The sequence below is a fragment of the Micromonospora sp. MW-13 genome (genome assembly GCF_003434305.1).
Classification (GTDB): domain Bacteria; phylum Actinomycetota; class Actinomycetes; order Mycobacteriales; family Micromonosporaceae; genus Micromonospora.
This window is the reverse complement of record NZ_QKKX01000009.1, coordinates 770552-792660: the sequence shown is the minus strand read 5'-3', so window position 1 is coordinate 792660 and position 22109 is coordinate 770552. Positions and strand designations below refer to the sequence as shown.

Annotated in this window: 19 protein-coding genes and 2 tRNA genes; 8 read left to right on the top strand and 13 right to left on the bottom strand. The window is 74.9% G+C overall.

All coding sequences use genetic code 11. The features are described 5' to 3' along the window. The first annotated feature begins 22 nt into the window (after positions 1–22). A complete protein-coding gene (locus C5N14_RS31675; protein ID WP_128763526.1) occupies positions 23–226 on the top strand; it encodes a hypothetical protein in 204 nt (67 codons plus the stop codon). A 71-nt stretch (positions 227–297) separates the two neighbouring features. On the opposite strand, the gene C5N14_RS07675 is transcribed toward C5N14_RS31675, so the two are convergent. The 7 genes from C5N14_RS07675 to C5N14_RS07645 all read right to left on the bottom strand — a co-directional run bounded on the left by C5N14_RS07675 (position 298) and on the right by C5N14_RS07645 (position 6394). Then, positions 298–981, bottom strand: a complete 684-nt coding sequence (locus C5N14_RS07675; protein ID WP_117666817.1) for a hypothetical protein — start codon at positions 979–981, stop codon at positions 298–300. An 82-nt stretch (positions 982–1063) separates the two neighbouring features. Beyond that, positions 1064–1867, bottom strand: a complete 804-nt coding sequence (locus C5N14_RS07670; RefSeq protein ID WP_117666815.1) for an endonuclease/exonuclease/phosphatase family protein — start codon at positions 1865–1867, stop codon at positions 1064–1066. A 9-nt stretch (positions 1868–1876) separates the two neighbouring features. Beyond that, positions 1877–3367 carry a phosphatase PAP2 family protein gene (locus C5N14_RS07665; RefSeq protein ID WP_117666813.1) on the bottom strand — a complete coding sequence of 497 codons (1491 nt, stop codon included), beginning with the start codon at positions 3365–3367 and terminating at the stop codon, positions 1877–1879. Positions 3368–3447: 80 nt separating this feature from the next. Continuing rightward, positions 3448–4449, bottom strand: a complete 1002-nt coding sequence (locus C5N14_RS07660; protein ID WP_117666811.1) for a YihY/virulence factor BrkB family protein — start codon at positions 4447–4449, stop codon at positions 3448–3450. Then, on the bottom strand, positions 4442–5446 hold the full coding sequence (locus tag C5N14_RS07655; RefSeq protein ID WP_117666809.1) for a diacylglycerol kinase family protein: 1005 nt from the start codon (positions 5444–5446) through the stop codon (positions 4442–4444). Before C5N14_RS07655 ends, C5N14_RS07660 begins: the two co-directional genes overlap by 8 nt. A 133-nt stretch (positions 5447–5579) precedes the next feature. Then, a complete protein-coding gene (locus C5N14_RS07650; protein WP_117666807.1) occupies positions 5580–6158 on the bottom strand; it encodes a Clp protease N-terminal domain-containing protein in 579 nt (192 codons plus the stop codon). Further along, on the bottom strand, positions 6158–6394 hold the full coding sequence (locus C5N14_RS07645) for an HTH domain-containing protein (RefSeq protein WP_117666805.1): 237 nt from the start codon (positions 6392–6394) through the stop codon (positions 6158–6160). The genes C5N14_RS07650 and C5N14_RS07645 overlap by 1 nt, the downstream gene beginning before the upstream one ends. A gap of 252 nt (positions 6395–6646) precedes the next feature. Here C5N14_RS07645 and C5N14_RS07640 point away from each other — a divergent pair, with 252 nt between their 5' ends. From C5N14_RS07640 to C5N14_RS07630, 3 genes are all read left to right on the top strand, one after another. Beyond that, entirely contained in the window at positions 6647–7510 is an 864-nt protein-coding gene (locus tag C5N14_RS07640) for a universal stress protein (protein WP_117666804.1), read from the top strand. A gap of 122 nt (positions 7511–7632) precedes the next feature. Then, the gene (locus C5N14_RS07635) at positions 7633–10035 is read left to right on the top strand and encodes a phosphoketolase (protein WP_117666802.1); all 2403 of its coding nucleotides are present in this window, start codon (positions 7633–7635) and stop codon (positions 10033–10035) included. Between the two features lie 40 nt (positions 10036–10075). Next, on the top strand, positions 10076–10924 hold the full coding sequence (locus C5N14_RS07630) for a universal stress protein (RefSeq protein ID WP_117666800.1): 849 nt from the start codon (positions 10076–10078) through the stop codon (positions 10922–10924). Positions 10925–10963: 39 nt separating this feature from the next. Here C5N14_RS07630 and C5N14_RS07625 read toward each other — a convergent pair whose 3' ends face one another. Further along, positions 10964–13285 (bottom strand): heavy metal translocating P-type ATPase, encoded by a 2322-nt coding sequence (locus tag C5N14_RS07625; protein WP_117666798.1) that lies wholly within the window; start codon positions 13283–13285, stop codon positions 10964–10966. A gap of 201 nt (positions 13286–13486) precedes the next feature. Between C5N14_RS07625 and C5N14_RS07620 the strand changes: the two genes are divergently transcribed. Then, complete coding sequence (locus tag C5N14_RS07620) at positions 13487–14560, top strand: nitroreductase family protein (protein ID WP_207892628.1); 1074 nt, start codon at positions 13487–13489, stop codon at positions 14558–14560. Between the two features lie 115 nt (positions 14561–14675). Beyond that, on the top strand, positions 14676–16349 hold the full coding sequence (locus tag C5N14_RS07615) for a GAF domain-containing protein (RefSeq protein ID WP_117667005.1): 1674 nt from the start codon (positions 14676–14678) through the stop codon (positions 16347–16349). 76 nt (positions 16350–16425) lie between these two features. Here the strand turns inward: C5N14_RS07615 and C5N14_RS07610 are convergent, their stop codons facing one another. Continuing rightward, on the bottom strand, positions 16426–17064 hold the full coding sequence (locus C5N14_RS07610) for a response regulator transcription factor (RefSeq protein WP_117666794.1): 639 nt from the start codon (positions 17062–17064) through the stop codon (positions 16426–16428). A 186-nt stretch (positions 17065–17250) separates the two neighbouring features. Between C5N14_RS07610 and C5N14_RS07605 the strand changes: the two genes are divergently transcribed. Further along, complete coding sequence (locus tag C5N14_RS07605) at positions 17251–18225, top strand: nitroreductase (protein WP_117666792.1); 975 nt, start codon at positions 17251–17253, stop codon at positions 18223–18225. 7 nt (positions 18226–18232) lie between these two features. Here the strand turns inward: C5N14_RS07605 and C5N14_RS07600 are convergent, their stop codons facing one another. From C5N14_RS07600 to C5N14_RS07585, 4 genes are all read right to left on the bottom strand, one after another. After that, entirely contained in the window at positions 18233–19261 is a 1029-nt protein-coding gene (locus C5N14_RS07600) for a reductase (RefSeq protein ID WP_117666790.1), read from the bottom strand. Between the two features lie 97 nt (positions 19262–19358). Then, the gene (gene recQ, locus C5N14_RS07595; RefSeq protein ID WP_117666788.1) at positions 19359–21194 is read right to left on the bottom strand and encodes a DNA helicase RecQ; all 1836 of its coding nucleotides are present in this window, start codon (positions 21192–21194) and stop codon (positions 19359–19361) included. A 145-nt stretch (positions 21195–21339) separates the two neighbouring features. After that, positions 21340–21414: transfer RNA gene (locus C5N14_RS07590), tRNA-Val, on the bottom strand. Positions 21415–21477: 63 nt separating this feature from the next. Continuing rightward, a tRNA-Gly gene (locus C5N14_RS07585) sits at positions 21478–21550 on the bottom strand. A gap of 193 nt (positions 21551–21743) precedes the next feature. Between C5N14_RS07585 and C5N14_RS07580 the strand changes: the two genes are divergently transcribed. After that, positions 21744–21983: a DUF6458 family protein gene (locus C5N14_RS07580; RefSeq protein ID WP_117666787.1), complete on the top strand. Its 240-nt coding sequence runs from the start codon at positions 21744–21746 to the stop codon at positions 21981–21983. The last annotated feature ends 126 nt before the right edge of the window (positions 21984–22109 follow it).

Sequence of the window (22109 nt, the reverse complement as noted above, 5' to 3'; positions counted from 1 at the left end):
CCCGTCCGCTGGGGTCTCGCCGGTGGGGTTCCCCCCGGCGCACCTGCGGCTCGCCCTGGCCGCGCCCCGTACCCCCTGCCCGCCCCGTACCAGGACAAGGACCGTCATGCGCATCGGCAACACGGAGATCCGCCCGCTCGGCGGTGGCCTCGGCTGCCTCTTGATGATCCTCTTCTCGGTCCTGGCCTCGATCGCCCTGACCGTCCTCCTCAACCTCCTCCTCTAACCCACCCCACCCCTGTCCAGCCCCCGCCCCCGCTCCCCGCGATCTTGCGCTTCCGGCCCCCGCGATGTGGGTCAGCGGCGGAGGCCGAGGGCGGTCAGGAGGTCGCGGGTGGCTTGGCGGATCGGGGTCAGGATCGCGTCGCGGAGCCAGCGGACTGTCGGGGTGACCGTGACCCGCCAGGCGGCGCGCAGGGCCCGTCCGAGCGGGACGGCGGTGTGCCGCCACACCCAGCCCAGCGCCAGGCCGACCGGACGGAGCAGCAGCCGGTAGAGGACGTTGACGATGCGGCCCGTGAGCCGCCAGGCGTAGGCGAGGGCGCCGGCCACCAGCCGCAGCAGCCACCACAGCCCGCGCCCGACGGCGGCCAGCGCCGGGCCGAACGCCCGCCTCACCAGCTCCACCAGGGGCACCAGCACGTGCCGGATCAGCCAGTCGACCACCTTCACGAGCACGCGCGCCACGGGCCGGACCAGCGTGCGGAGGAACCAGACCAGCGGGTACCACAGCAGGTGCTTCGCCAGCCAGGCCAGCGGTACCCAGACCAGCCGGTGCAGGAGCCAGGCCAGCGGGCGCAGCACCCAGGCGCGCACGGCCCGGCCGATCGGGCTGAGCAGCCAGCGGTCCACCCACCGCGCGGTGCCGGCCAGCAGCTCCCAGAGCAGCCGCACGGGCAGCACCACGACCAGGGCGACGCCACGGGCGATCACGACGATCAGCGGGGGCGGCCCCTGTCGCCCCGTCGACGTGACGTTCATGGGGGTGAGCGTAAGTGCCAGCGGCAACGGTGCTCCATCGACGTCGCCCGGCGGACCGGGGGTCCCGCGGCGGGGCGGGCGGTCAGGCCGGGCGCAGGTCGAGTTCGGCGAGCACCGGGTAGTGGTCGGAGGCGTACTCGGTGTCGCCGCCCCGCCGTACCTCGCAGGAGCGGACCAGCCGGGCCAGCGCCGGGGTGCCGAACAGGTAGTCCAGCCGCATGCCGGAGAACTCCGCCCCGCCGCCGTGCCGGGTGGGCGCGGTCAGCCCCTCGTCGCCGGGCACCAGCGCGCCGTACAGGTCGACCAGGCCGGCGGCGGCCAGCCGGGCCACCGCCCGGGTCTCCACCGTCCGGCCGTCCCGACGCAGGTGACGGCGACGGTACGCGGGGGACAGCCGGGCGACCCGGTCGGTGTGGTCGGTGCCCGGGTCGAGGGTGTTCAGGTCCCCGGCCAGCAGCGCCAGTTCCCCGGGGGCCCGACGGACGGCGGCGGCCAGCCAGCCGGCCTCGATCCGCCGGCGCAGCCCCCGGTACGGGTCGAGGTGGGCGGCGAACACGGTGACCGGGCCGGCGTCGGTGGCCACGGTGACCCGTACGGCGGCGTGGTGGAACGGCCGGCGGACCGTACCGGCCGCGAGCACCCGCAGCGGCGGGCGGACCAGCACGGCCACCGGCTGGCCAAGGCAGGAGCGGCCCAGGTACGGCCACATGCCCACCTCGGCGGCGAAGGCGGCCAGCCGGTCGCCGCGGTCGAAGCCGCGCAGCTCCTGCGCGGCCAGCAGGTCCGGCCGCTGCGCGGCGACGACCCGGGCCACCCGGTCCAGCCGGCCGGGACCGGTCCGGTCCCGGCCGCCGGTCCGGATGTTCCAGGTCATCACCCGCAGCATGGCGCGCGGTCAGTCCGGCCGGCCGGCCTTGGCCAGCTCGTCGTCCAGCTCGTCGACCTGCTCCGAGGAGATGGCCGGGCGGTTGCCCTCGGCCAGGTCGGCGTTGGGGCGGATCGCCCAGTGGAGCAGGCCGACCCACAGGGCGCTGAGCAGGATCGCACCCATGAAGTCGGTGGGGTGGTGCATGCCCCGGTACATCCGGGAGACGGCCACGCCGACCGGCATGATCACGGCCAGCGCCACGAAGATCCACCGCCACCAGCGGTCGGTACGGGGAAACACGACGACCGCGATGGCCAGCCAGAGGCAGATGGTGGCAGCGATGTGCCCGGACGGGAAAGACGAGGTGGGCAACTGCCCGTCCAGGTTCTCCACCGGCGGGCGGGGCCGGTCGACGGCGCGGGCGGAGGCGAGGAAGAGGGTCAGCTCGCCGAACATCGCCAGCGCCACGAAGAGCACCGGCCGCCAGCGCCGCCACACCGCCAGCACCAGCGGGCAGAACACCAGCGACACCAGCAGGATCGCGTGGGTGTCGCCGAACTTGCTCCACCACCAGCTCACGTCGGTCAGCGTGTCGGTGTGCCGCCCGGCGAACCAGCGCGGGATCTCGGTGTCCAGGGTGCCGAGGACGGTGTCCTTGGCGTGGTAGCTGACGAACTCGCCGAAGGCGTACAGGGCGCCGAACACCAGCACCCAGCCGACCAGCAGCTCCGCGACGACCGAGCGGGGGTGCTCCAGCACGTGCTCCTCGGCCGGGGCGGGGGCGATGTCGCGCCCCGCCTCGGGCTCCAGGCCCTCGGTCAGCGGCGGCACCGGCCGGCCACGCTCGCGCCGCCACAGCCGGAAGGCGTACGCGGTGACGCCCAGCCAGGCCGCGCCGAGCAGCCAGCCGCCGATCACGTCCGAGACGAAGTGCACGCCCAGCGCGATCCGGGTCAGCCCGATCAACGCCACCAGCACCGCGCCGATCGCGATCGCCGGCTTGCGCCAGCGGGGCGCCATGGCCGGCAGGAACACCAGCAGCAGCGCCCCGTACGCGACGAACGAGCCGAGGGCGTGGCCGCTGGGGAAGCTGTTGCCGGGGGCGCTGGCGACGGGCACGTCCACCACCGGGCGGAGCCGGCCGACCAGGGTCTTCAGCGACGGGTCGAGGATCAGCCCGCCGACCCCGGTGATGATCAGGTAGGCCGCCAGCCGGGCCTGACGCCGGATCAGTAGCCCGATCACGGCGACACTGACCAGCCAGATCAGCACCGGCCGGCCGCCGAGGTCGGTGATCGCCTGGAGCACGGTCACCAGGGCATGATGCGGAGCGACGAGCCCGTTGAACCACTCCGCGACCTCGTGGTCGGCGTCGTTCAGCGGGCTCCAGCGGAGGCGTACGAGCATCAGCAGCAGGCCGAAGGCGACCCCCGCGCCGGCGACGGCCGCCAGCCCGGCGATGCTCCGCTCGGCGAAGTGGCCGAGTGGCCGCCGCACCACCTCTTTGACCGCGGTCACCCCGCACCTCCCTTGTCCGTCCTGGCGAGGCGCTTTACCCGATCCGCGTCGCGCGTACACCGGGGGTGTCGCCGGCGGGGTCAGAGCGCGGTCATCTCACCGGTGTCGTGGATCTCCTCGCGCTCGGCCTCCGGCTGCCACAGGTCCGGCTGGGCCGGCTCCCGCACGCCGATCCGCATCGCCTCGAGCTGGGCGGCGAAGGCCAGCCCGCCGAACAGCGCCATCCCGGTGAGGTTGGCCCAGAGCAGCAGCGCCATCATCCCGGTCAGCGCGCCGTAGGTCTGACCGAAGCCGTCGCTGAACCGCACGTACGCGGCGAGCAGCAGGCTGGCCAGCCACCACAGCGCGGTGGCGATGCCGGCGCCGAAGAGCAGCCAGGACAGGCCGGGCTGCTTGCGCCGGGGCGCGTGCCGGAACAGCAGGGCCACGGCGAGCACGGTCAGCCCGAGGCTCAGCGGCCAGCGGACCGCGTCCCACGCGCCGTTGGCGAACGTCCCCCACGCGTAGTGCCGGCGTACCGAATCGCCCATCGCACCGCCGCCGACCAGGATCAGGAACCCGGTCAGCGCGGGGACGCCGGCGACGACGGCGAGCACGGCGGCGCGCAGGTACTTCCACAGCGCCGGGCGGTCCCGTTCGACGCCGTAGATCCGGTTCGCGCCCCGCTCGATCTGCGCCATGGTGGTGGTGAGCGCGACCAGGCCGGTCAGCAGGCCGAGGGTCAGCGCCAGTTGGCCGGCGCGTTCGGTGCGTTCGCCCTCGCCGAGCAGTTCCTGCACCATCTGCTCGCTCTGCCCGGGGGTGAGGGCGAGCACGGTGTCGGCGACCACCTGGCCGCCCTCCTCGACGCCCAGGCCGGCGATCAGGCCGGTGAGGGCGATCAGGAACGGCACCACGGCGAGGCAGAGCTGCAACGCGAACGCCCGGGAGTGGCTGAACCCGTCGCCGTAGCGGAACCGGATGAACGCGTCCCGCAGCAGGCGCCAGCCGCCCTGCCGGCGCAGGGTGTGCCAGGCGTCGTCGGCGGCGAGTTCCTCGTCGGACATCAGCCGGGTCTCCGGCACGATCCTGGTGCTACTCACGGCGCGCCTCCCCGACCAACTCCTCGCCCCGCTCCCCGGCCGCGGACGCGTCGACGGCCAGGTCGGGCGCCTGCTCGGGCTGCGGCACGCAGAGCCACAGCGCGCGGGGGCGGATCTCCGCCGTGAGTCGCCGGCCGGGGGAGATGAGGTCGCCGTCCAGCTCGCGCGGCTGCGCCCGGTTGCTGGTGATCTCCACCCGGCGGGCCCGGAAGACCTCCATCCGGGGCACGCTGCCCCGGCGCCGGACCAGCGCCCAGCCCATGGCCAGCCAGTGCCGCAGCGTACGTGGGGTGAGCACCGCGACGTCGAGCCAGCCGTCGTCCGGTTCGGCGCCGGTGAGCAGGGTGACCCCGCCCTGGAGCCGGCCGACGTTGGCGACCAGCACCGAGCGGGCCCGGCGGCGCAGCAACGGCCGGTCGTCGATGCGGATGGTGACCCTCATCGGCCGGTCCCGCAGGTGCCGGGCGGCCCCCACGACGTAGGCGGGCCAGCCGATGCGGGCCTTGGTGGTCTCCGAGGTGGCGTCGAGCATCTGCGCGTCGAAGCCCATCCCGGCCATGACGGTGAAGTAGTTGTCCTCGACCGCGCCGACGTCGAGCTGCCGGCGGCCCCGTTCGACGGCCACCTCCAGGCCGGCGGCGAGGTCGCCGGTGAGGCCGAGGTTGGCGGCGAGCAGGTTGCCGGTGCCCTGGGGCAGGACGGCCAGGGCCACGTCGGTGCCGACCAGGCCGCTGACGCAGGACATCACGGTGCCGTCGCCGCCGCAGGCGAAGACCACGTCGACGCCGGCTGAGACGGCCTCCTCGGTCTGGCCCCGGCCCGGGTCGTCGGGGGTGGTCTCGAACCACAGCGGCGGGGGCCAGCCGGCGGCGGTGAGGGCTGCGTCGACGGTCTCGCGCAGCTCGTCGAGATCGGTCACCTTCACCGGGTTGACCACCACCGCGGAGCGCAGCCCGCCGTCGGCAGCGGTCGATCGCGTGTCCTGCTCGGCATCCACGGCGCCAGTGTGCAGCAACTCTGAACAGGCGGCGAGCCGGCGACCGGTGAGCTTGCGCGCACCGAAATCAGGTTTGCGGGCGGACGGGACGCTGGTCGACACCGGGCGTCGGCCAGCGGCCCGTCCGCCCCCGTCAGGCCGCCGCGCGCAGGGCGGTCTCCACCCGGCGGCGCAGGTCGGCCAGGTCCAGCCCGGCCTCGGTGAGCACCAGCGCGGCCAGCCCGCCGCCCTCGCGGAACAGCCCGAGCAGGATGTGCTCGGTGCCGATGTGCCGGTGCCGCAGCCGGAGCGCCTCCCGCAGCGCCAGCTCCAGCACCTTCCTGGCGCGCGGCGAGAAGGCGCCGACGGGGTGCGGCCGGCGTCCCCAGCGGCGGCGCGGGCCGGGGGTGGCCTCGCGCAGCGCGTCGGGGCCGAAGGACTCCTCGATCCGGGCGACCACGGCCGAGAGGTCGATGCCGATCTCGCGCAGCGCGGCGACGTCCGCCTCGGCGAGGCCGGCCCCGCCGTCGGCCGTGTGCCGGGCCACGGCGGCCCGCAGGTCGACGGCGCGGACGCCGGCCTCGCGCAGCACCCGCACCGCGAGGCTGTCGGCGTCGGCGAGGATCCCGAGCAGCAGGTGCTCGGTGCCGATCGGGCGCCGGCCGGTGGCCCGCGCCTCGTCGCGGGCCGCCCGGACCACCTCGCGGGCCCGTTCGGTGAACCGTTCGAACATCACGCCTCCCAGGAGCTCGGGACCGCCGGTCGCCCGGCGTGCTTCTTGTGGACCGCCTGCCGGCTGACCTCGAGCGCGTCGGCGATCTCCTGCCAGGACCAGCCCTGTCGACGGGCGTTGTCCACCTGGAGCACCTCCAGCCGTTCGAGCAGCCGGCTCAGGGCGCGCACGGCGCGCAGGCCGATCCGGGGATCGGTGCTGCCGGCCGCCGCCGCGAGTTCCGTCGCCTGACTCATGTCGTCAACTTACGTTGACAATCCCCGCGTGTCAACCCTAGTTGACGAACTGGCGCAAGATCTCGGCCCTCGCATGGCGACAACACGCACCGACCCGATCGACACCTGGGGCCGAGGTGGCTCCGGTGGAGTTCGCCGGGCGGATCCGGGTCCCGACGGCGTCCTCGCACCGCCGATCCGGCCCCGCCAGCACACCCACGCGACTACGCTCAGTCACAGAATGCGTGACGGGCGCCGGGGAGGTGAGGCCGGATGACCCCACCCGCCGACGCGCCGGTGGTGGCCGCGCTCGGCTCGTCGGATACGGACCTCCAGGTCGTCCGGCTGGCCGCCCGGGAGGCCGCCGGCCGCGACCGCCCGCTCACCCTGCTGCACGCCTTCAACTGGGCGGCGGCGCTGGAGGCCCCCTCGGTGGCCGGTCCGCGCGACGAGGCCGAGTACCTGATCGAGCGGGCCGCCGGGGTCGCCGGCGAGGTGGCCCCGGCGGTGCCGGTCAGCGGGGAGATCGTCGAGGGATCCCCGGTTGCCGCGCTGATCCGCCGCTCCGAGTCCGCGTTCCTGGTCGCCGTCGGGGACGGCGGCATGACCCACCGCCAGAGCGGCGTACCCGCGGACGCGCCGGCGGTGCTGCTCGCCGCCCGGGCCGGCTGCCCGGTGCTGGTGGTCCGCACCGAGCCGCCGCCGCAGGGCCCGGTGCTGGTCGGCGTCGACGGCTCGGCGAGCTCCTGGACGGCGCTGGGGTTCGCCTTCGACTGCGCGGCCCGCCGGTCGGCCCGGCTGCTCGCCGTCCGGGTCACCGAGCCGGCCCGACCGGCCGGGGACGGCGGCTCGGCCGAGTCCGCCGCCGAGGACGCCCGCACCGAACTGGCCGAGGCGGTGGCCCGGTACGGGCGGCGGCACCCGGCGGTGCCGGTCGAGTGCCACAGCGTCGTCGGCGATCCCGGCGGCGTCCTGGTCGACCGGTCCCGCTCGGCGCAGCTCGCGATCGTCGCCGCCCGGGGCGACGAACCGCTGCGCGGGATGCTCGGCGCGGTCAGCCAGTCCCTGCTCTACCACTCCCCCGCCCCGGTCATCGTCGTGCGTGGACTCGTCTCCACCGCGCCGGACGGGGTATGACTCCCGTACGGCCCGGGACCTACGGCCCTGCCCTCTCCCCGGTTGGGCGACGAGGCTGGACGTGCCGGGAAGGCCGGGACACCGGATGCGAAAGTCCCCGATCCGCGAGAGGCTGACGCAGCATGAACACCGCTGTAGACCTGCAAGGCCCCCTGACCGAAGACGAGCTGCGCCGGCTGGACGCGTACTGGCGGGCGGCCAACTACCTGACCGTCGGCCAGATCTACCTGCTGGACAACCCGTTGCTGCGGGAGCCGCTGCGCCCCGCGCACATCAAGCCCCGGCTGCTCGGCCACTGGGGCACCAGCCCCGGATTGAACCTGCTCTACGCCCACCTCAACCGGATCATCGTCGACCGGAAGCTGCCGACGATCTTCATCACCGGCCCCGGGCACGGCGGTCCCGCCCTGGTGGCGAACACCTGGCTGGAGGGCACCTACAGCGAGCTGTACCACTCGGTCAGCCGCGACGAGACGGGCATGCAGCGGCTGTTCCGCCAGTTCTCCTTCCCCGGCGGCATCCCGAGCCACGTCGCCCCCGAGGTGCCGGGTTCGATCCACGAGGGCGGCGAGCTGGGGTACGCGCTGAGCCACGCGTACGGCGCCGCGTTCGACAACCCGGACCTGCTGGTCGCCTGCGTGATCGGCGACGGCGAGGCCGAGACCGGCCCGCTCGCCGGGAGCTGGCTGTCCAACGTCTTCCTCAACCCGGCCCGGGACGGGGCGGTGCTGCCCATCCTGCACCTGAACGGGTACAAGATCGCCGGCCCGACGGTGCTGGCCCGGATCCCCACCAAGGACCTGCTCGACCTGATGCGCGGCTACGGCTACCAGCCGTACGTCGTCGCCGGCGACGACCCGGCGACCGTGCACCAGCTCCTCGCCGCCACCCTGGACCGGGTGGTCGACGAGATCGCCGACATCCAGCGCCGGGCCCGCTCCGGCGGCGCGGTCGAGCGCCCCCGCTGGCCGATGATCATCCTGCGTACGCCGAAGGGCTGGACCGGCCCGGACACGGTCGACGGCAAGCAGGTGGCGGGGACGTTCCGCGCCCACCAGGTGCCGGTCGACGAGGTACGCGACAACCCGGCGCACCTGGCCGAGCTGGAGCGCTGGCTGCGCAGCTACCGGCCGGAGGAGTTGTTCGACGCCACCGGCGCCCCGGTCGCCGAGCTGACCGCGCTCCCCCCGAAGGGCGACCTGCGGATGAGCGCCAACCCGGCCACCAACGGCGGTACGGTGCTGCGCGACCTGACCCTGCCGAACTTCCGGGAGTACGCGGTCGACGTCGAGCGGCCCGGCACGCCGGTGGCCGGGGCCACCGGCGTGCTCGGCGCGTGGATCCGCGACGTGATCGCCGCCAACCCGCAGACGTTCCGCCTGTTCGGCCCCGACGAGGTGACCTCCAACCGGCTCGGCGCGGCCTTCGAGGTCACCGACCGGGCGTTCGTCGCCGACACCGGGCCCGGCGACGACCACCTCTCCCCCGGCGGCCGGGTGATGGAGGTGCTCTCCGAGCACCTGTGCCAGGGCTGGCTGGAGGGTTACCTGCTGACCGGCCGGCACGGCATCTTCACCAGCTACGAGGCGTTCATCCACATCGTCGACTCGATGGTCAACCAGCACGCCAAGTGGCTCAAGGTAACCCGGACCATCCCCTGGCGGCAGCCGGTGGCCTCGCTGAACTACCTGCTCTCCAGCCACGTCTGGCGGCAGGACCACAACGGCTTCTCCCACCAGGACCCGGGCTTCATCGACCACGTGATGAACAAGAAGGCCGAGGTGGTCCGGGTCTACCTGCCGCCGGACGGCAACACCCTGCTGTCCACCATGGACCACTGTCTGCGCAGCCGGCAGTACATCAACGTGGTGGTGGCCGGCAAGCAGCCCGCGCCGAACTGGCTGACCATGGAGGAGGCGATCCAGCACTGCCGGCGCGGCCTGGGCATCTGGGACTGGGCGAGCAGCGACGACGGCGAGGATCCGGACGTGGTGCTCGGCTGCGCCGGGGACGTGCCGACGCTGGAGACCCTGGCCGCCGCCGACCTGCTCCGCCAGCACCTGCCCGGGCTGAAGGTGCGGGTGGTCAACGTGGTCGACCTGATGCGCCTCCAGCCCCCGTCGGAGCACCCGCACGGCCTGCCGGACAACGAGTTCGACACCATCTTCACCCGCGACAAGCCGATCATCTTCGCGTACCACGGCTACCCGTGGCTGATCCACCGGCTCACCTACCGCCGGGCCAACCACGACAACCTGCACGTGCGCGGATACAAGGAGGAGGGCACCACCACCACGCCGTTCGACATGGTGATGCTCAACGACCTGGACCGGTTCCACCTGGTCATCGACGTGATCGACCGGGTGCCGGGGCTGGCGTCGCGCGCCGCCCACCTGCGTCAGGAGATGGTGGACGCCCGGCAGTCCTGCCGCGACCACACCCGCCGCTTCGGCGAGGACGACCCGCGGGTGGCCGAGTGGCGCTGGATCCGGGAGACGGACCCCGAGGGACGGAGCGGACAGTGAGCCTGCGCGCCCCCGCAGCCACGAACGAAAGGCGGACACGATGAGTGACGAGATCCTGGTCGGCTACGACGGTTCCGCCGACGCCACCGTCGCCCTGAACTGGGCGCTGGACGAGGCGGAGCGCAGCGGACGGCCGGTCCGCCTGGCGTACGTCTTCGAGTGGGTCACCGTGGCCGGGTGGATCGGCCCCGGGGTGGCCCCCGGCATCTGGCCGGACGAGACCGCCCGGCGACAGGTGGAGGAGCTGGTCGGCACGGCCGCCGCCGACGCCGCCACCGCTCGGCCCGGGTTGACCGTGCGCGGCGAGGTGTTCGACGGGCCGCCGGCGCTGGTGTTGGCGGAACGCTCCGCCGAGGCCGGCCTGCTGGTGCTCGGCAGCCGGGGCCACGGCGGGTTCGGCGGGCTGCTCGTCGGCTCCACCGCCGTGTCGGTGACCGCGCACGCCCACTGCCCGGTGGTGGTGGTCCGCGACGGCGACGCCGGCCGCGCCGGGCGGGTGGTGGTCGGGGTCGACGGGTCACCGACGTCGCTGCTGGCCCTCGGGTTCGCCGTCGAGCGGGCGGCCCAGCGGGACGTACCGCTGCACGTGGTGCGGGCCTGGGAGCCGGCGGACGGCGGCCTCGCCCCCGACGACGCGGTGGCGGCGGAGCGGACGGCGCTGGCGGAGCCGCTGGCGAAGTGGCGAAAGACGTTCCCCGACGTCGAGGTGACCACCGACGTGGTGACCGGCCGCCCGGCCCGCGCGCTGGTCGAGGCGAGCCGGGACGCCCAGCTCGTGGTGGTCGGCACCCGGGGCCGGGGCGGGCTGCGCGGCATGCTGCTCGGCTCGGTCGGCCAGCAGCTCATCCAGCACGCCCACTGCCCGGTCGCGGTGGTCCGGGAGCGCTGAGGACGCCGGAGGGGCCCTCGTCGGCGCGGGCCCCTCCGGTCACTCCCGCAGGGAGAAGTAGTTCTCCTCCTCCTGGGCGAGGTGCAGACGCAGGACGGCGTCCAGCCCGTACAGGGCGGCGAGCAGGTCGGGTACCTGGTCGGGGCGCGGCGGCCCGGCGCCGGCCTGCGCGAGGTGCCCGCCGATCCGGTCGACCAGCCGGCGGATCTCCACGTGGCCCCGGCTCATCGTCGAGGTCGCCTCGTCGCTGCCGAGCGGCCCGGCCAGCGCCGGATAGAGCTGCCGCTCCTCGGCGGCCTCGTGCGGCAGCACCCGCTCGGTGAGCCGGCGGTGGACCTCCCGCAACGCGGGCCCGCAGTCGGGCGAGTCGGGGCGGGTGGCGACCAGGTCGGCGGTGTCCCGCAGCGCGGCCAGCACATCCCGGACGTCGCCGTGCTCCCCCGCGTACCGGTCGAGCAGCTCGCGGGTGTCCGCCGGGACGTCCCGGCGGCGCAGCCCGCCGCCGAGCGCCCGCAGCGCGTTGAGGATCACCACCACGTCGATGCCCTCCTGGAGGAACGCGCCGGCCACCGGGGGCAGCCGGCCAGCCGCCGCGAACAGCATCGCCAGCACGGCCAACCCCATCCCCACGACGGCGCTCTGGGTGGCTATCCGGCGGGCGTGCCGGGCGATCTCCACGGCGTCGGCGAGCCGGTCGAGCCGGTCGACGGTGAGCACCGCGTCGGCGACGTCGGCGGAGGCAGTCGCCCCGGTGGCCCCCATCGCCACCCCGACATGCGCCTCGGCCAACGCCGGGGCGTCGTTCACCCCGTCGCCCACCATGACGGTGACGGCCCGCCGCGCCTCGTCCCGGACCCGGCTGGTCTTCTCCTGCGGTGAGCACCGGGCCAGCAGGTCGTCCACGCCGACGGCCAGGGCGACCTGCTCGGCGGTGGCCGGCCGGTCGCCGGTGACCATGACGACCCGGCTCAGCCCCGCCTCGCGCAACCGCCGGACGGTCCGGCGGGCGTCGGGGCGCACCGGGTCGTCCAGCAGGATCGCCCCGATCGGCCCCCGCTCGTCGCCGACCCAGACCACGGAGCGGCCGGCCAGCTCGGCACGTTCCCGGGCCCGGGCCGCCCACTCGGGCAGCTCACCCGCGAGCTGGCCGACCCGGACCAGCCGCCCGTCGACCCGCCCGGTGACGCCGCGCCCCGGCTCCTCGGTCACCTCGGTCGGCTCGGCCAGCGCCAGCCCCCGGTCCCGGGCCTGCCGGACCAGGGCGGCGGCCAGCACGTGCGGGGAGAGCTGCTCCACGGAGGCGGCCAGCCGCAGCACCTCGTCCCGGTCGCCGCCGGGGGCGACCACCGTCTCGGCGGCGTGGGGCCGGCCGGTGGTGAGCGTGCCGGTCTTGTCGACCAGCAGGGTCCGGGCCCGGCCCAGCAGTTCCAGGGAGCCGCCGTCGCGGACCAGCACCCCACGCCGGGCCACCCGGGACAGCCCGGAGACGATCGCGATCGGGGTGGCCAGCAGCAGTGGGCAGGGCGTGGCCACCACGAGCACCGCCACGGCCCGCACGAACTCCCCGGACAGCAGCCAGCCCAGGCCGGCCAGGACCAGGGTGAACGGCACGAACGCCGCCGCGTACCGGTCGGCCATCCGGACGATCGGAGCCTTGCGCGCGGTGGCCTCCTCGGCGAGCCGGACGATCCCCGCGTACGTGCTCTGCGCCGCGTTCCTCGTGGCCCGCAGCCCGAACCCGGCCCCGGCGTTGACCACGCCGCTGGCCACCGGCTCCCCCGCCGCCCGCCCGACGAGCTGCGACTCCCCGGTGACCGCCGACTCGTCCAGCGTGGCGGCCTCCTCGACGGTCCCGTCGACCGGCACCACGTCCCCCGGCCCGACCACCAGCCGGTCGCCGACCGCGACCCGGTCCAGCGGGATCGTCTCGATGCCGCCACCCGCCCGGCGCCGCCGCGCGGAGCGCGGGGCCCGTTCGAGCAGGGCGCGCAGGTCGCGGGTGGCCCGGCGCTGGGCGTACGACTCCAGCGAGCGGCCGGTGGCCAGCATCGCCGCGATCACCGCGCCGGCCAGGTACTCGTGGACGACGAGCGCGCCGGCCAACGCCAGCACGGCGATGACGTCCACCCCGAACTGCCGGCGCCACACCTGGCGCAGCGTCGACCAGGCGGCCGGGGCCAGCGCCGCCACCGTCGCCGCCGCCCAGATCCCGTCCGCCGCGCCGCGCCGCCCGGCGAACCACAGCCCCGCCCCGATCAGCACGCCCACGGTCAGCGCGGCCAGCAGCCCCCACTCCCGCGCGGGAGTCCACCGATGCCGCACCGGCTGCTCCGGTACGCACTCCCGCGGCTTGGTCCCCACCTGCGGATCGTCTCAACGACACCGCCCGCCGGCCGGGGCAACCGTCGAATCCGCCCCCGGGACGGCGGCGACCCGGCCGGGTCGCGGCCGAGCCGGCGGACACCGATCGCCGGGCACGGCGGGCCGGCCGCCGGCCCGGATCGAAGGGCCCGGGTACGACGGGTCCCGCGCACCGTGCGACGGTGGGGCCGATGCCGCACGATGGAGCGGCAACCCCGCCCGGGGCACCGCCGGGTGGGGCACGATGGGAAGAGACGAAAGGTCGTGCCGATGAGCCACGAGACTCCGGACCGCCCGCTGACCACCGCGCTCGCGGAGGCCGCCGCGACGGCCGGGCGCGCCCCCTCGGTGCACAACACGCAGCCGTGGCGCTGGCGGGTCCTACCCGACGCCCTGGAGCTGCGCGTCGTCCGGGACCGCCAGCTCACCGCCGCCGACCCCGAGGGGCGGCTGGTGGCGCTGAGCTGCGGCGCGGCGCTGCACCACGCCCGGGTGGCGCTGGCCGCCGAGGGCTGGGCCGCCGTGGTCGAGCGGGTGGACGACCCGAGCGATCCGGAGCTGCTGGCCCGGCTCACCGGACTCCAGCGCGTCAAGGCGGACCCGGAGGCGATGCGCACGGTGCAGTGCATGCAGGTCCGGCACACCGACCGGCGACCGGTCAGCGACGAGCCCGTGCCCGTCGCCACGATCGACGACATCACCAAGGCGGCTGCCGACGAGGGCGCCCGGTTGCACGTCCTCAACCCCGACCAGGTGATGGAGCTGGCCGCGGCGGCGGGGCACGCCGACACGGTGGAGGCGAAGGACTCGCAACTGCGCGAGGAGCTGGACTACTGGACCAGCCGGACCGGCACCGGCACCGGGCTTCCGCCGGAGGTGCTGCCCGAGCAGCCGCCGCAGACCACCGTGCCGGGCCGGGACTTCGGCCGCTCCGGCACCCTGCCGGTCGGCCCCGGCCACGACCGGGCGGCGGTGTACGGGCTGCTCTACGGCGACGAGGACGAGCGGAACAGCTGGCTGCGGGCCGGCGAGGCGCTCTCCGCGGCGTGGCTGACCGCCACCCGGCTGGGCGTGTCGATGGTGCCGCTGTCCGGCGTGGTGGAGGTGGAGGGCACCCGGCAGACCCTGCGTCGGGTGCTCGCCGGCCTCGGGTACCCGTACCTGGTGCTGCGGATGGGGATCGCGGACCCGGAGCACGCCGGGCCGCCGCACACCCCGCGGCTGCCCACCGAGCAGGTGGTGGACACCTCCGCGGTGCGCGCCGGGGAGGCGTGACGGCCGGTGGCGTAGGTCGCCGGGCGGTGTCGGGGCGATCGCCGGGCGATAGCATCCCCCGGTGGCCAGCAGCGCACCGAACCCGAGATATGAACACGTCACCCCGTCGCTCGGGCTGACCCCGCTGTCCCGGGTCCGCCTCGACGAGCTGCTCCAGGAGATGCTGGACCGGGTCGGCGAGGTGGTCACCAGCCGGGAGCGGCTGCGTGCCCTGCTCGACGCGGTGGTCGGCATCGGCACCGACCTGGACCTGCGCAGCACCCTGCAACGGATCGTGGAGTCCGCCTGCGAGCTGGTCGGCGCCCGGTACGGCGCGCTCGGGGTGATCGGCCCCGACCGGCTGCTGCACGACTTCATCGTCCACGGCATCGACGACGAGCTGCACGCGCGGATCGGCGACCTGCCGCACGGGCGGGGCGTGCTCGGGCTGCTCATCGACGACCCCCACCCGGTGCGGATGCCGGACATCACGAAGCACCCGCAGTCGTACGGCTTCCCGCCGCACCACCCGCCGATGCACAGCTTCCTGGGCGTGCCGGTACGCATCCGCGACCAGGTGTTCGGCAACCTCTACCTGGCCGAGAAGCAGGGCGCGGCGGAGTTCACCGAGGACGACGAGGAGATCGTGGTGGCGCTGGCCGCCGCGGCCGGTGTGGCGATCGAGAACGCCCGGCTGTACGCGCTGGCCCACCGCCGGGAGCGCTGGCTGGCCGCCGCCGCCGAGATCACCTCGGTGCTGCTCGGCGAGGTGCGGCGCACCGACGCGCTGACCCTGGTGGCCCGCCGGGCCCGCGAGGTCGCCGAGGCGGAACTGGCCATGGTGCTGCTCTACGACGAGGACGCCGACCAGTTCACCGTGGAGGTGGTCGACGGCGCCGACGAGCAGGGCCGGGAGCTGGTCGGCGCGGTGCTGCCGGCCGACGAGACCAGCTTCGCCGGGGCGGTCACCCGACGGCGGCACGAGCTGGTGGAGAACCTGGCCGAGACGGCGCCCTGGCCGGCCCCGGTGACCGCCGGGCCGGCGGTGGTCTCCCCACTGGCCGCCGCCGACACCCTGCACGGCGTCCTGGTGATCGCGTACGGGCCGGACCGGGGCGGCGCCACCGACGACGACGTGGCGTTGCTGGGCAGCTTCGCCGGGCAGGCCGCGCTGGCCATGGAGCGGGCCCGGGGGCAGGAGGAGCGGGAGCTGCTGGTGGTCCTGGAGGACCGCGAACGCATCGCCCGCGACCTGCACGACGTGGTGATCCAGCGGCTGTTCGCCACCGGCCTGCAGTTGCAGAGCGGCGCGATGAACGCCCGCCCCGAGGTGGCCAAGCGGATCAACGCGGCCGTCGACGAGCTGGACGCCACCATCCGGGACATCCGGCGGACCATCTTCGAGCTGCGTACCCCGATGAGCGCGGCGCTGCGCACCGAGATCCGCGAGGCGGTCGACGTGGCCGCCGGGTCGCTGGGCTTCCGGCCGACGCTGGAGCTGACCGGGCCGATCGACAGCGCCGTCCCGGAGCCGATCCGCCCGGACCTCACGGCCGTGCTCCGCGAGGCGCTGTCCAACGCGGTACGCCACGCCGAGGCCAGCCGGGTTTCGGTGGCGGTGCGGGTCGACGGCGGCTGGGTCACGGTCACGGTCACCGACGACGGCCGGGGCTGCGACCCGGCCGCCGCCCGGGGCGGCCTGGTCAACCTCCGGGAGCGCGCCGAACGCCACGCCGGCGACTTCGAGGTACGCCCGGCCACCCCGCACGGCACGCAACTGCGCTGGTCGGTCCCGCTCCGCGACGACTGACCGGAGGTGGGGTTAGTCGCTGCCACTCCGCTTCGCGAAGCGGCCCTAATCGGGAGGAAGTAGTTCTACTTCCGAGTTAGTGGCGGGGGCCCAGGAGGCGGGTGGCCAGGACGGCGGCCTGGGTGCGGCGCTCCAGGCCCAGCTTGGCCAGCACGCTGGAGACGTAGTTCTTCACCGTCTTCTCGGCCAGGAACATCTTGCCGGCGATCTCCCGGTTGGTCAGCCCCTCGGCGACGTACTCCAGGATCCGGCGCTCCTGCTCGGTGAGGGCCTTCAGCTCGCTGGGCTGCTCCACGCCGCTGCGGATGCGCTCCAGCACCCGGGTCGTGATCGCCGGGTCGAGCAGCGACTGTCCGGCGGCCACCCGGCGCACCGCGTCGACCAGGTCGGTGCCCCGGATCTGCTTCAGCACGTACCCGGACGCGCCGGCCATGATCGCCGCGAACAGCGCCTCGTCGTCCTCGTACGAGGTGAGGATCAGGCCCTTGATCGACGAGTCCACGGCCCGGACGTCCCGGCACACGTCGATGCCGTTGCCGTCGGGCAGCCGGGCGTCGAGGATCGCCACGTCGGGCCGCAGCGCGGGAATGCGGCGGGCCGCCTCCTGGGCGGAACCCGACTCCCCCACCACCTCGATGTCGCCGCTGGCGGTGAGCAGGTCGGCAAGGCCACGACGGACGACCTCGTGGTCGTCGAGCAGGAACACCCGGATCATCCCTCGTTTCTACCCTCTCGCGCCGCCGCCCGCACGGGCCGAAGGTCCCAACCCCCGCCCACGTGCCGCCGGGCAGGGGGTCCCGGGGCAGAGGGGACGTCCGGCCCTGCTCGCGTGCCGCCCCGGTGACGCACCGTGGAGGTGGACCGAACGGGGCGGCAGGAACCACGGGAAGGGAGCACCACCATGGGAACCGACTTCACCGTCGAGCAGCTCAGGGCCGCCGCGGCGGACGCCGTCCGGGCACCCTCGCTGCACAACGTCCAGCCGTGGCGGTTCCGCCTGCGCGACGGCGGGATCGAGGTGACGCTGGACCGCACGCGCCGGCTGCCGGCGACCGACCCGAGCGGCTGGGGCGCCCGGATCGCCTGCGGGGCGGCCCTGTTCAACCTGCGGCTGTCCCTGGCCGTGGCGGGCACCCCCGCGAGGGTGCGGCTGCGCCCGTACCCGGCGGAGCCCGGCGTGCTGGCCCGGCTCACCCCCGACGCGCCGCGCCGCCCCACCCCGGCCGAGCAGACCCTGTACGCGGCCATCCCGCGCCGGTTCAGCAACCGCACCCCGTTCTGGCCCGACCCGGTGCCCGCCGACGCCCGCTGGCGGCTCGGCGAGGCGGCCCGCGCCGAGCAGTGCTGGCTGGAGCTGGTGATCGGGGTCAGCGCCGTCAACGCGTTCGCCGAGATCGCCCGCAGCGCCAACCGGGTCCTGGAACGCGACCCCGCCTACCGCGCCGAACTGGCCGACTGGGTACGCGCCGCGCCCGCCCCCGACGGGATCCCGGCCGCCGCCGGCGGCCCGCTCGGCGAACCGCAGGACCTGCTGCCCAGCCGTGGCTTCGGCGGACGCGACCGGGCCCCCGGGCGGGACTTCGAGCCGGAGCCGCTGGTCGCCGTGCTCGGCGCGACGGGCAACACCACCACCGACCAGGTGATCGCCGGCCAGGCCCTGCAACGGGTGCTGCTCACCGCCACCGACGCCGGGCTGAGCGTGTCGATGCTCTCCCAGCCGATCGAGGTGCCGGGGGCGCGGGAGGCCCTGCGGCTGTCCCTGGGCCGGTTCGGCACCCCGCAGATGGTGATGCGCATCGGGTACGGCCAGCCGGGCTCCCCGACCCCCCGCCGCAGCGTCGACGAGGTGCTCGACCTTTCGGTCACGAGGGCGTGATCTGGCCTCAGGAAGGCGTCGTCGCAATCGGCGTCGACCGGTCAGCGGCGGCAAGCAGTTCCGCCTCCCGCTGCGGGGCCAGGCCCACCGGCGGCCGGGGCGGGCGGCCGGCGCGCGGCGGCACCGCCCCCACCTCGCGCAGCCAGGCCCAGGTGTCGGCGACGGTCTCGGCTGCCGGCCGGCAGGCCAGCCCCGTCGCGTACGCCCGCTCGACGTCCCGCTCGTGCAGCATGCGGTACTCGTGCCCGACGGGGATCCAGATCGGCAGGTCGTTCCAGGGCTCCACGCCGGCGGCGAGGATCGACTCCGGCGCGGTCCAGCGCAGCCGGGCCGTCGACCCGGTGGCCGCGACGCAGGCGTCGAGCAGCTCACCCATCGTCGCGTGACCGGTCCGCGACACCACGTTGTACGCCCCGCCGGCCCCCGCCACGCCCCGGTCCAGCAGCCAGATCGCCAGGTCACGGACGTCGACGTACTGCACGGGCAGGTCCGCGGGGCCGGGGGCGAGGACGTCGCCGCCCCGGGCGATCCGGGTCAACCACCAGGGCAGCCGCCCGATGTCCTCGCCCGGCCCGAGGATCAGCCCGGCCCGGGCCAGCAGCGCCCGGTCACCGAACACCTGCACCGCGGCCCGCTCCCCGCCGGCCTTTAGCTCCGGGTACCCGCCGCCGGTGGCGTCCGGCTCTGCGGCCACGACCGGCGCGCCCTCGGCCGCGCCGAGCGGGAACGGCAGGGCGTAGACGGAGCCGCTGGAGACGTAGCCGTACCAGCCCACCGAGCCGTGCAGCGCCCGGGCCGCGTCCCGCACCGCGCGCGGCGCGCCGTCCCAGGTGTCGACCACCAGGTCCCACTCGCCGCCGGCCAGCGCGGCCAGACCGCCGGGCGCCGTCCGGTCACCCCGCACCAGGTGTACGCCCGCCGGCGGCGCGCCGTGCAGCCCCCGGTTGAACACCGTCACCGACCAGCCTCGGCGCACCGCCTCGCCGACCGTCGCCCCGCCCACGAAGCCCGTGCCACCCAGCACCAGAAGTCTCATCCGCCCACAGTGCCGGCCCGCTGGCCGTGGCGGCGACGGTGTTCACCGGCAGCGGATCTGCCGACGGCAGAAGCCCCGGCCGGTCCTCTCGTGGGGATCAGTCGGCGAGGGCGGCGAGGATCTGCTCCCCGTACCGGGCGAGCTTGGCCTCCCCCACCCCGTTGACCCGGGCCAGGTCGTCGAGCGTCGACGGCGGGTCGGCGGCGATCTGGCGCAGCGTCGCGTCGTGGAACACCACGTACGCGGGCACCCCCTGCTCCTTGGCGGTGGCCGCCCGCCAGGCGCGCAGCCGCTCGAACACCGGCTCGGCCGCCGGGGACAGCTCGACGGCCGGAGTCGCGCCGGGACGGGTCTTCGCCGCCCGGGTCCGCGCCGGCCGGGCCGCCTCGCGACGCATCGGCACCGGCCGGCGCCGGCCCAGCACCTCGGCGCTGGTGTCGGTGAGGACCAGGGTGCCGTAGTCGCCCTCGACGGCGAGCAGGCCCTGGGCGAGCAGTTGCCGGACCACGCCCCGCCACTCGGCCTCGCTCAACTCCTCGCCGATGCCGAACACGGTCAGCGTGTCGTGGCGGTGCTGGGTCACCTTCTCGGTACGCCGGCCGAGCAGGATGTCGACGCACTGCCCCGCGCCGAACTTCTGATTGCGTTCCCGGTGCAGCCGCAGCACCGTCGACAGCAGCTTCTGCGCGGCGACCGTGCCGTCCCAGGACTCCGGCGGCTCCAGGCAGGTGTCGCAGTTGCCGCACGGCCCGCTGTCCTGGCCGAAGTAGCTCAACAGCCGCACCCGGCGGCACTCCACGGTTTCGCAGAGGGCCAGCATCGCGTCGAGGTGGGCGGCGAGCACCCGCCGGTGGGCGAGGTCGCCCTCCGAGGAGTCGATCATCTTGCGCTGCTGCACCACGTCCTGGAGCCCGTACGCCAGCCAGGCGGTCGACGGCAGGCCGTCCCGGCCGGCGCGACCGGTCTCCTGGTAGTAGCCCTCCACGGAGCGGGGCAGGTCGAGATGGGCGACGAACCGCACGTCCGGCTTGTCGATGCCCATCCCGAACGCGATGGTGGCGACCATGACGAGGCCGTCCTCGCGCAGGAACCGCTTCTGGTTCGCGGCACGGGTCGCCGCGTCCAGGCCCGCGTGGTACGGCAGCGCGGAGACGCCGTTGGCGACCAGGAACTCGGCGGTCTTGTCGACCGAGGCCCGGGACAGGCAGTAGACGATGCCGGCGTCGCCAGGGTGTTCGGTGCGGATCAGGTCGAGCAACTGCTTGCGGGGCTCCCGCTTGGGGGCGATCCGGTACTGGATGTTGGGCCGGTCGAAGCTGGCCACGAAGTGCCGGGCCTCGGTGAGGCCGAGCCGGGTGGCGATCTCGGTGGCGGTCGCGGCGGTGGCCGTGGCGGTCAGCGCGATCCGCGGCACGGCGGGCCAGCGCTCGTGCAGCATCGACAGCGCCAGGTAGTCGGGGCGGAAGTCGTGGCCCCACTGCGCCACGCAGTGCGCCTCGTCGATGGCGAACAGCCCGATCCGGCCGCGCTCCAGCAGCCCGACGGTGGCGCGGCTGCCCAGCGCCTCCGGGGCGAGGTAGAGCAGGTCCAGCTCCCCGGCGAGGAACGCCGCCTCGACCCGCCGCCGGGCGTCGAAGTCAAGGGTGGAGTTGAGGAAACCGGCCCGCACCCCGACGGCGGTGAGCGCGTCGACCTGGTCCTGCATGAGGGCGATCAGCGGGGAGACGACCACCGCGACGCCGTCGCGTACCAGCGCGGGGATCTGGTAGCACAGCGACTTGCCCCCGCCGGTCGGCATCAGGACCAGGGCGTCGCCGCCGCCGACCACATGGTCGATGATCTCCTGCTGCTCGCCGCGGAAGGCGTCGTAGCCGAAGACCCTGCGGAGCACGCCCAGCGGGGTCTCGGTGAGCGTGTCGCTGGGGGAAGTCATCCGGGGAGTCTACGAGGACTCCCCGACACCGTCCCGGCCGACGCCGAACCGCCTGCTGACCTGGGCGTGTCCGCCCCGCGTGGTGGCGGCCGGCCAGTGGCCAAGGAAGGGAGGAAGGGAGGAAGGGAGGAAGGACCCTGCGGTCTGGTGGGCGATACTGGGTTTGAACCAGTGACCTCTTCCGTGTCAAGGAAGCGCGCTCCCACTGCGCCAATCGCCCGCGCGCGCCCGGCCCGGAGACGTCGGGGCCCGGCGGCGGTCGGCCCCAGCGGGGCGGATCGCGAGCGGACGACGGGATTCGAACCCGCGACCCTCACCTTGGCAAGGTGATGCGCTACCAGCTGCGCTACGTCCGCGTGTCGCCGATGTTCGTCGGCGACGGGTGAACTGTACCCGACGACAAGATCGCCGACGGCACCGACCCACGGCGTACGACCGGCACCGGAGGAGACCCCACGGACCGCCTCCCGGTGCCGGCCGATTACGCAGGTCGCCGGCGGGGTACTTCCCTCCACCGACAGCACACTGCATCCCCCGAAGGAGGCTGTCGTGGGTATCGGTACGAGCATCTTCCTGATCGCGGTCGGCGCGATCCTCACGTTCGCGCTCGACGCCAATCTCGGCGGCGTCGACCTGGACGTCGTCGGCTGGATCCTGATGGCCGCCGGCGTGCTCGGCCTCGTCATGACCACACTGGTCTGGGGCCGCCGCCGCCAGGTGGTCACCACCACCGAGCCGGTGGAGTACCGCCGGGTCGAGGAGCGCCGGGACGTCACGCCGCCGCTGTAGGCGACCGTGGGTCGACCCGCGCCTCCGTCGACCCACCGTGCACCGCGCGCCCTGGCCGACGGAGCTGAACGGTCCAGGCGCCGGCGACGAGGTGCCGACCACCGGCGGCGGCCGGCACCTCGGGTA

Excerpts from the sequence above, each read along its gene's own strand:
- C5N14_RS07630 (WP_117666800.1), top strand. The coding sequence starts at position 10,076 with ATGAGTGACGAGATCCTGGTCGGCTACGACGGTTCCGCCGACGCCACC.
- C5N14_RS07605 (WP_117666792.1), top strand. The coding sequence starts at position 17,251 with ATGGGAACCGACTTCACCGTCGAGCAGCTCAGGGCCGCCGCGGCGGAC.
- C5N14_RS07620 (WP_207892628.1), top strand. The coding sequence starts at position 13,487 with ATGGAGCGGCAACCCCGCCCGGGGCACCGCCGGGTGGGGCACGATGGG.
- C5N14_RS07670 (WP_117666815.1), bottom strand. The coding sequence starts at position 1,867 with ATGCTGCGGGTGATGACCTGGAACATCCGGACCGGCGGCCGGGACCGG.
- C5N14_RS07650 (WP_117666807.1), bottom strand. The coding sequence starts at position 6,158 with ATGTTCGAACGGTTCACCGAACGGGCCCGCGAGGTGGTCCGGGCGGCC.
- C5N14_RS07610 (WP_117666794.1), bottom strand. The coding sequence starts at position 17,064 with ATGATCCGGGTGTTCCTGCTCGACGACCACGAGGTCGTCCGTCGTGGC.
- C5N14_RS07640 (WP_117666804.1), top strand. The coding sequence starts at position 6,647 with ATGACCCCACCCGCCGACGCGCCGGTGGTGGCCGCGCTCGGCTCGTCG.
- C5N14_RS07675 (WP_117666817.1), bottom strand. The coding sequence starts at position 981 with ATGAACGTCACGTCGACGGGGCGACAGGGGCCGCCCCCGCTGATCGTC.
- C5N14_RS07645 (WP_117666805.1), bottom strand. The coding sequence starts at position 6,394 with ATGAGTCAGGCGACGGAACTCGCGGCGGCGGCCGGCAGCACCGATCCC.
- C5N14_RS07635 (WP_117666802.1), top strand. The coding sequence starts at position 7,633 with ATGAACACCGCTGTAGACCTGCAAGGCCCCCTGACCGAAGACGAGCTG.
- C5N14_RS07600 (WP_117666790.1), bottom strand. The coding sequence starts at position 19,261 with ATGAGACTTCTGGTGCTGGGTGGCACGGGCTTCGTGGGCGGGGCGACG.
- recQ (WP_117666788.1), bottom strand. The coding sequence starts at position 21,194 with ATGACTTCCCCCAGCGACACGCTCACCGAGACCCCGCTGGGCGTGCTC.